The organism is Bacillus sp. RCC_6_1, assembly GCF_041360755.1.
Taxonomy (GTDB): Bacteria; Bacillota; Bacilli; order Bacillales; family Bacillaceae_G; genus Bacillus_A; species Bacillus_A cereus.
In genome coordinates this window covers 26,834-35,661 of record NZ_JBFUPV010000011.1, presented here as the reverse complement: position 1 = coordinate 35,661, position 8,828 = coordinate 26,834, and the positions used below count along the sequence as shown (strand labels likewise).

Sequence of the window (8,828 nt, the reverse complement as noted above, 5' to 3'; positions counted from 1 at the left end):
AGGAACAGAGAAGCCAGGTGAAGGAACAGAGAAGCCGGGTGAAGGAACAGAAAAACCAGGTGAGGGAGTAGAAAAACCTAATTTACCAGAAAAAGGACAAGGTTCTTCTAATAATCAACAACTTCCAGCTACAGGACACAATACGAATTACGTTCCATTCATCGGTTTTATGCTTCTGCTACTAGGAATACGTTTAAGATTCATGGCTAAAAATGGTTAAAAGATGTATAAAAGGCATCAGAGATATATAGTCTCTGATGCCTTTTAAGTGAATACAGATAAAATGAAAATATCTATATGGAATGATAAATATGTTAAGCTTCAATTACGCTAAGCATTCTGTTTATAAATGCAGCTGCGTGTGCACGTTGTGATGGTCCTTTTGGTACGAATTGATTAAATTCATTACCTTTTACAATTCCATATCCATACACTCTTTGTACTTCTTCTTTAGCGTAAATTAAGTTTTGGTCTACGAATGGTAGTTCAACTTGTTTTGCAAAAATACCAGCGTGTTTTAGAGAACGATCAATCATAATAACAGCTTCTTCGCGTGTAATTGTAGTATTTGGATCAAATGTATTATCACCACGTCCGCGGATTATGCCTGCGCTTGCTGCACGGTTAATACCGTCTCTTAACGATGGGTGTACTTGTTCTAAGTCTGTGAAATTAGCATTTCCACTTGGTAATTGTAAAGCACGAGTAATTAGTGTAGCAAATTCAGCACGCGTTACAAGACGTTCTGGGAAGTACTTGCCGTTCCCTTCTCCTTGCATAATGCCTCTAGCTGCTAATTGACGAATATCTTGTTCATACCATCCACCTGTAATGTCATCAGTTACGGGATTTTTTTGGTTTTCCTTATAGTATGTTTCAGTTCCTTTTAAGAAAGCATCCCATTGTCCGCGTTGAATCATAAACGCAGGGCAGTTTTTTCCTGACCAAAATTGGTGTTTTTGGACCTTATCTAGAGAAATATTTAAGTCGTTCATTAAATAAGCTGCCAATTTACGGGCATTTTCTACCGCTTTTTCATAGTTTCCATCTTGATTAACGGCAATTTCAATTCCGATAGATTCATAGTTTCCAGTTTTATTTCCAGCATGCCATCCAACTTCATTTACTGGAAGATGTTGATAAATTTCTTTATCATCTACTGTGAAATGCCAAGATGCGGCGCGATCAGCTGTTCCGCGTGCTTGATTATCTAAGAATTTTGCATGATTTAGAGCATTAGCACCCTTCGCTGTATTAGCTGTTTCGTGAATCGTAATATATTTAGGTACCATCGGGTAGCCAGGGCGAATATCGTCATTTCCTTTTGGGACAATCATTTCTTTAAATGTAACGCCATAAATATTGTTTGTTTGTAGAGCTTCTGGCGATCTCAATAAACTATTTTTAGCAGTACGACTGTTTTTTAATAATGAAGCTTTTGTACCTTCAAATGTAGCAGAAGGTGCATAAATCCATTTTGTTGTTTCATTTATTTGGACTTTAAACCAATTTCCAGCTTGTTCAGTAGGAGTTATGACTTGTGGCTGTAGTTTCCCTTCTTCTTTAAATGATTGGAACGGAAGGGCATGTATGGAAGCTTCTTCTTTTACGATTAATTTTTGATTAGATAGTTTATGAATCTCTTGAACTTCTAAGCTATTATCATTGTTATCTATCCATCCAGCGCCAGTTGTCGTCGTTATGTAATAAGCATTTCCTTTTTTCTTTGTCGCCGTTACGACTTGTTCTGTAATCTCGATATTCGATTTGTTTTTTAAATCATTCGCGGTATATAATGAATGTTTTTTTGAAGTGTATAGTAGGAATTGACCAGTAACCTCGATATCTTCTTCATGAGTACTATGCTCATTAACATGCTCTTTAATACTTTTAAAAACTTGATCTTCCGTATATACTTCAGCGGATTTTTCAACACTCTCTGCAAATGAATAAGTAGGTGCAAGAACAGTTTGTAATGCAAGAGAGAGAGTTAAAACACTATAAAATTTCTTTTTCATATTTTTTTTAACACATTAGATTATGGAATCTAGTGTTAACATTCCTCCTTTTTATATTGTATTTTCACTATGTATCGATTTTAGTACTAATAAATTTTAACAAGAGAAAATGATGATGTCTATATACAGGAGCGATATTCATAAAAAGAATTATTTGAAAAAATGTAAGAGAAACAGGTAAAACCTTCTGTATTGACCTGTAAACGCCCTTCAAGTAAACTAAAGAGAGTTTGCAAATGAAAAGGTGATAATGTTGTTAATTTCAATTAAAACGTTACAAGATGATCGTTTTTTACGTCCGCTACAAAATATTGGCGGCTTATTTTTTGAAGATAGTACGATTGGATTTGAACAAGAGGAAGCGAATCTTATCGTTGATATACACATTGAGGATAATGTGAAAGCATCCGCTCGATTAACGGATGTTAGCACAGGAAATGTGTATGAAGAAACATTCTCGAAAGATTTATCTGCTTTCACAGATGAAAAAGAGCGTATGAAGCAAGTGAAACACGTTGTTTCTTATGTATATCTTTCTGTTCTTCAGCAGTTAACTGGTATTGAACAAAGCTGGGGTATTTTAACGGGAGTACGTCCGACGAAACTTCTTCATAAAATGCTTCAAAATGGTATGTCAAAAGAAGAAGCGCATCAAGAGCTTCGTGAAAGTTATTTAATTCATGAAGAGAAAATTGAACTTCTTCAGCGCATTGTTGATTGCCAATTATCAGTTGTTCCAGATTTATACCGTTTGAAAGAAGAAGTAAGTATTTATATCGGTATTCCGTTCTGCCCAACGAAATGTGCATATTGTACATTCCCGGCTTATGCGATTAATGGACGCCAAGGGTCTGTTGATTCGTTCTTGGGTGGTTTACATTATGAAGTTCGTGAAATTGGTAAGTTTTTAAAAGAAAAAGGTGTAAAAGTTACGACGATTTATTACGGCGGCGGTACACCTACAAGTATTACAGCAGAAGAGATGGATATGCTGTATGAAGAAATGTATGAAGCGTTCCCAGATGTGAAAAATGTGCGTGAAGTAACAGTTGAGGCAGGTCGCCCAGATACGATCACGCCAGCAAAGCTAGAAGTGTTAAATAAATGGAATATTGACCGTATTAGTATTAATCCGCAGTCATACCATCAAGAGACACTAAAAGCAATTGGACGTCATCATACTGTAGAAGAAACAATTGAGAAATACCATTTAGCTCGTGAAATGGGAATGAACAATATTAATATGGACTTAATTATTGGTCTTCCTGGTGAAGGGTTAGATATCTTCAAACATACGTTAGATGAAACAGAAAAGTTAATGCCAGAATCATTAACAGTTCATACGTTATCATTCAAACGTGCTTCTGAAATGACGCAAAACAAACGTAAATATAAAGTAGCAGGTCGCGAAGAAATTACAGCGATGATGCACGAAGCAGAAGAGTGGACGCAAAAGCATAATTACGTACCATATTACCTATATCGTCAAAAGAATATTTTAGGTAACTTAGAGAACGTTGGTTATGCAATGCCGACGCAAGAAAGTATTTACAACATTGTCATTATGGAAGAAGTACAATCAATTATCGGACTTGGCTGTGGTGCATCAAGTAAATTTGTTCATCCGAAGACGGGAGCAATTACTCACTTCGCAAATCCGAAAGATCCAAAATCATATAACGATGGCTTTGTGAAATATACAGAAGATAAACTGAAAATTTTAGAAGAGCTATTTGCATAAGAAGAAAGAGGTTGTTCCGAGTCGGAACAACCTCTTTTTTATCCTGCAGTAACGGGCGGTCCGATTATATCTTGTCAGTTTTTGTCGGTAAGTCGATATATTCGAAAAATCGCTGATATAATTCGAGTTGCGCTGATATATTTTGAAAATCGCTGATATATTTCAAGTTACGGTCGATATACCTGGAAAATCGCTGATATAATTTCATTTACCGTCTAGTGGTACCGTATGTAAAACTATGTCGATAATAATCAGAAAAATTAGTCAAATCATTAAAGGACAATGTCTACTTATGGACGAAATGATAGATTTATGAAAGAGAAAAGGGGGAAATTGTTGGCATGTACATGACGATAGGGAGAATTTTTGATTTATCAGTTGGTAAGTATCCGAATAAAGAGGCGTTAGTGGAACCTGAAAAGAATATTCGCTGGACGTATAAACAGTGGGATGAACAAATAAATAAAACAGCGCACGCTCTATTAGAAGACGGAGTAAGAAAGGGAGATACGGTATCTGTTTACTTATATAATTGCCGTGAATTTGTAAACGTTTACTTAGCCTGTGCGAAAATCGGAGCGATCTTTAACCCGATTAATTTCCGCTTAAAGGCGAAAGAAGTATCTTATATTCTTCAGGACGCATCCTCGAAAGTCGTTGTCTTTGAAAAAGCAGTTGAGTCAACTGTTGCTATAATTGAAAGAGATTTTCCAAATACATCTTTTTGGTCTATAGAAAACGATAAACCTTCCTATGCAAGTTCCTACCATGAAAAAGTGAATGCAGCATCTTCTGAGAAAATAAATATCGAAATTGATGAAATGGATTATTGTTCAATGCTTTATACGAGCGGTACGACAGGTCATCCGAAAGGCGTATTACATCGTCATCGCGAAATGACTGAGCATAGTATGATTTGTACGTATTTCCTTAAATATAATAGAGATAGTGTAGGGCTTGTCGTTGCGCCTTTATATCACTGTGGTGAATTAAACGCTGGAATCATACCACGCATTCAAGTTGGCGGAAAGAATGTTATTTTGCATCATTTTGATACAGAAACAGTATTACATACGATTCAAGAAGAAAAGATTACGACGTTCTTTGCAGCGCCGACAATGTGGAATATGTTGTTGCAAAAAGATTTAGCTCAGTATGATTTAACTTCGATGAAGATTGGTATATACGGCGGAGCAGCAATGGCACCGGCGTTAGTAAAAGAATGTAAAGAACGTCTTTATATTGATCTTGTTCAAATATACGGAATGACAGAAATGGGGCCAGTTGTTGCGTTTCTCGTAGAGGAGGATCAAATTACGAAAGCTGGTTCAGCAGGCACGCCATGCTTTAGCCATGAAGTTCGTATTGTGAAACCGAACGAGGATGCACCGGCAGAACCAGAGGATGTATTACCTCCTTATGAAGTGGGAGAAATTATTTTGCGCGGCCCAACTATGATGGCTGGCTATCATAATCGTGAAGAAGCGAATAAAAAATCGATGTATAAAGGATGGTATCATTCTGGTGATCTAGGCTATTTTGATAAAGACGGTTATTTATTCGTTGCTGATCGCGTTGATGATATGGTAATTAGCGGTGGCGTAAATATTTATCCTCGTGAAATTGAAGATTTCCTTCATAGTCATCCTGGTATATTAGATGTGGCGGTACTTGGTGAGCCAGACGAATTATGGGGAGAGCGTGTTGTGGCAGTTATTGTGAAGAAAGATGAAACAATAACAGAAGCTGATTTAGAAACGTATTGCAAAGAAAGTGATGAACTAGCAGATTATAAACGTCCGCGTCATTATTTATTTGTAGATGAACTCCCTCGTAATGCGAGCGGGAAGTTGCAGAAATTTGTGCTGAGGGAGTCATTGAAAGGTGCGAAAAAATAAAAAATGAAGGATACCCCATATCTATGGGGTACCCTTCATTTTTCTATATTAAACAGAAGAAACAATATCTTTGTTAATTCTCATTTCTTCTTGTTGAAGGTTAATTAGCGCATTTGAAATAAGGTGGAAAAACAAAATGGATGTAATGTCCAAAAAGAAAAGACACCTTAAGGTGCCTCTCTCCGACTTGAACCATTTCATTTCATACGAATCTATCCGTATTACCATTACCCCTTTGTTATGAGTGTAAACACATACTATAAAGCAGAATCGTCTATATACACTAGATTGTTAGTTCACAAAAGACAAGAGATTTGAGATCAATATTGAAGTGACGCCACATCCCCTATAATAATTGATATGTTACGCCTTTTAAAAGAATCTGCTTTATAGAACGTGCCCACAAGTTATATTTTACTACATGTAATATTCATTTAGTGTATTTTTTGATGAATATGTATAATTACATAAACTGTATGAAAAAAAGAGAGTATACTCTGATGTTGTGTAATAAAGATAAAGCCCGCCTACGGAATAGGGGGCTTTTCTTACTTTTTATAAATATTTATTCCAATTATATTATCAGATGAGTCTAAACGAATATAAACGTCAGCTGATAAAAGGTGTGCATTATATATTCTTTGTTTATATGTTGATATCTCGAAGCGTTTTCCATTTAATTCACATTCTAGAATAATCATATCGCCATGTTCTTTCCAATTTATTAATTTAGCAGTTGTATTCATATAAACCTCCTCTGAATCATTTTATGAAAATTAGTAGAGATAGTGTGAGAAAGGAGTTTATATAACAAAAAAAGACACCTTAAGTGTCTTCTTTGATTACTATAAAAGTCGTTGAATGAAATAGGTTTCTATTTTTATTTGCGTGAAAAGCCTTCTTCATCAAGGTATTCCGCAGCTTCTGGATAAGAGTTGAATGTACCGTCTAAGTTTACACCAGCGTACACGTTCCACATGTCATCCTCTGAAATAAGAGTAAGAATATGACCATCTTCGTTCTGCCATTCTTCTTCTTTCGCAGGTTCTACAGGTGCTACTACCTCTTCTTGTGATAGAAGGTCAATTGATTTCTCAATTACTGAACGTAACTCCTCTGCTGAAAACTCACGGATGTTAACCATGCCTTTATCATCTGTTTTATAACCTTTAATACCGCTTGCATATACAAATCCATTTCCATTTGGGTGTAAATGAAATACAACGTTCTTTTTATCTAAACGACTTTCTTCAAAGTGGAAGTTTACACGTTTTAATGATACGTTCTTTCTTTCTAGTTCTGGGAAAGATTCAATAATCGATAATTTTTCTTCAAAAGTTAGCATAGTGCCTCCAAGTATATAGTAAAAGATTTAATTTGTTCATTATAGCATAGTTGCAATTGTTTCCAAAGATAAGGGGAAAACTTTTCGTTGAATACGTTTACGTCACGAGAATGTAAAAAGTGAGCTAACGAATGTATCTTTTTAGGTGTACAATGGAACATGGACTTTATACAAAGGTGGTTTTTTTATGTTTCAAAAAATAGCAAAGGAATGTTTAGCAGGATTTACTGTTGCGATTGTTGCGTTACCACTTGCGATTGCATTTGGTATTGCCGCGACAGGAACGTCTGAGGGAGCGCTTGTTGGATTGTATGGTGCGATTTTTGCAGGTTTATTCGCAGCGTTATTTGGCGGGACACCTGGGCAAGTAACAGGGCCAACTGGACCAATTACCGTTATTGCAACAGGAGTTATTGCGACGCACGGGTTAGAGGCAAGTTTTATTGCCTTTATGATGGCAGGGTTATTTCAAATTTTATTCGGTGTATGTAAGCTCGGTTCTTACGTTCGATATATTCCGTATCCTGTCGTTTCAGGATTTATGAATGGTATTGCATTAATCATTATTTTAGGCGAAATAAAGCACGTACAAAATAGTTTTTTACTTGTTGTGTTAACGATTATTGTAATGATTGTTTCTGGCAAATGGATTAAGGCGATTCCGTCTAGTTTAGTAGCACTAGTCGGTGTGACAGCTTTGCTTCCTTTATTTTCTTCTCTACTCGAAGGACTTACAGTAAAGTTACCGATTATCGGAAATCTTTCACTAAATAAAGTAATTGAAAAGATTGGAACCATTCCAGAAGCGATGCCTACGCTTCATATTCCATCTTTAAGTGGAACAGGAATAGCAGCACTTATTTTACCAGCGCTTAGTATTGCTTTATTAGGATCGATTGACTCGTTGTTAACATCGGTCGTAATGGATAATGTGACAGGTACACGTCATAAAAGTAATAAAGAGCTCGTTGGACAAGGTATCGGTAATATGATGAGCGGATTGTTTGGCGGATTAGCAGGTGCAGGTGCGACTGTAAGGTCTATCGTGAATATAAGAAGTGGCGGTAAAACGGCACTTTCGGCATGTATGCATAGTGTTATCTTATTTATTTTTATTATGGGTCTTGGTTCGGTCGTACAATATATTCCACTTGCCGTATTATCAGGTATTTTAATTTTAACTGGTATTGGAATGTTCGATTGGGGAAGCATGAAAAAGATGCATGTCGCTCCTAAAGGTGATGTCGTTGTTATGCTCGTAACGATGATTGTAACGGTGAAGTTCGATTTAATGATTGCTGTTGCCTTCGGTATTATTCTTTCGTTCATCATATATATGGTGAAATGTAAAGAACGTAAAACTTCTATCGTAAAAGAAAAAGAAGAAACGTACACAATTCAAGGGCCGCTCTCTTTTCTATCAGTAGATCGTATTTTCTCTACTTTACAAGATGTGAAGTCACCGGTTGTTTTACGTATGAAAGATGTGCGTTATATGGATGTATCAGGAGCTATGGCATTATTAAATTTTGTTGAGCAATCAAATAAAGTAGGAGCAAGTGTAAAGCTTGAGCAAGTACATCCGAGTATTGAAAAAACAATCGCAGTAATGGCAAGCGATGAACAGAAAGAGCAATTGAAAATCTTAAGTGTTTAGATAGTAATTAGAATATCTCACAATTTTACATAAATTATAATGTAGAGTTGTGGGATGTTTTTATAATGTTTTTAGTAATATGTATCGCAGTGACAGAGAGGAAGGGCTCTTTTGGCGTAACAGAAACGCTTATAGTGTGTACATATATAATGGAAGGAATTAGAAAAAT

At 36.0% G+C, this 8,828-nt stretch carries 7 protein-coding genes; 4 read left to right on the top strand and 3 right to left on the bottom strand.

The genetic code is table 11. The annotated features are described in order from the left end of the window. Positions 1-220, top strand: a 220-nt coding sequence (locus tag AB6801_RS23575) for an LPXTG cell wall anchor domain-containing protein (RefSeq protein ID WP_225639729.1), incomplete at its 5' end; no start/stop codon positions are given. A gap of 94 nt (positions 221-314) precedes the next feature. On the opposite strand, the gene AB6801_RS23570 is transcribed toward AB6801_RS23575, so the two are convergent. Further along, the gene (locus tag AB6801_RS23570; protein ID WP_370941182.1) at positions 315-2,018 is read right to left on the bottom strand and encodes an S-layer homology domain-containing protein; all 1,704 of its coding nucleotides are present in this window, start codon (positions 2,016-2,018) and stop codon (positions 315-317) included. 250 nt (positions 2,019-2,268) lie between these two features. On the opposite strand from AB6801_RS23570, the gene AB6801_RS23565 reads away from it, so the two are divergent. Beyond that, on the top strand, positions 2,269-3,759 hold the full coding sequence (locus tag AB6801_RS23565; RefSeq protein ID WP_141530656.1) for a coproporphyrinogen III oxidase: 1,491 nt from the start codon (positions 2,269-2,271) through the stop codon (positions 3,757-3,759). A gap of 341 nt (positions 3,760-4,100) precedes the next feature. Further along, on the top strand, positions 4,101-5,657 hold the full coding sequence (locus AB6801_RS23560; RefSeq protein WP_097999449.1) for a fatty acid--CoA ligase: 1,557 nt from the start codon (positions 4,101-4,103) through the stop codon (positions 5,655-5,657). Between the two features lie 548 nt (positions 5,658-6,205). Here the strand turns inward: AB6801_RS23560 and AB6801_RS23555 are convergent. Then, positions 6,206-6,403, bottom strand: coding sequence for a hypothetical protein (locus AB6801_RS23555; RefSeq protein WP_001098258.1), 198 nt, complete (start codon positions 6,401-6,403; stop codon positions 6,206-6,208). Between the two features lie 134 nt (positions 6,404-6,537). Then, the gene (locus AB6801_RS23550) at positions 6,538-7,002 is read right to left on the bottom strand and encodes a hypothetical protein (protein WP_000954998.1); all 465 of its coding nucleotides are present in this window, start codon (positions 7,000-7,002) and stop codon (positions 6,538-6,540) included. Positions 7,003-7,189: 187 nt separating this feature from the next. Here AB6801_RS23550 and AB6801_RS23545 point away from each other — a divergent pair, with 187 nt between their 5' ends. Then, the gene (locus AB6801_RS23545) at positions 7,190-8,659 is read left to right on the top strand and encodes a SulP family inorganic anion transporter (protein ID WP_000486654.1); all 1,470 of its coding nucleotides are present in this window, start codon (positions 7,190-7,192) and stop codon (positions 8,657-8,659) included. Positions 8,660-8,828 lie beyond the last annotated feature (169 nt).